General features: G+C 59.6%; 1 protein-coding gene. It reads left to right on the top strand.

Annotated features, from left to right (window positions below; genetic code table 11):
* On the top strand, positions 1-287 hold a 287-nt coding region (locus EN852_RS38880; RefSeq protein WP_189546624.1), incomplete at its 5' end, for a transposase.
* Between the last annotated feature and the right edge of the window lie 15 nt (positions 288-302).

Here is a 302-nt window from a genome sequence, read left to right as displayed (position 1 = left end):
AGCCCGGCGACATCGTCATCATGGACAATCTTGGCTCCCACAAGTCGGCCGCCGTCCGGCAGATGATCCGAGCCGCCGGCGCAAGGCTCTGGTATCTGCCGCCATACTCGCCCGACCTCAACCCGATCGAGCAGGCCTTCGCCAAGATCAAGCACTGGATGCGAGCTGCCCAGAAGCGAACCATCGACGACACCTGGCGACACATCGGACACCTCGTCGCCACCATAGAACCCGACGAATGCTCAAACTACTTCAACAACGCCGGATACGCTTCCGTCAAAACATGAAACGCTCTAGGTGTG

The sequence above is a fragment of the Mesorhizobium sp. M2E.F.Ca.ET.209.01.1.1 genome, from assembly GCF_004010375.2.
Taxonomy (GTDB): Bacteria; Pseudomonadota; Alphaproteobacteria; order Rhizobiales; family Rhizobiaceae; genus Mesorhizobium.
The sequence above is the reverse complement of the archived record's forward strand: the minus strand, read 5'-3'. Positions and strand labels throughout refer to the sequence as shown.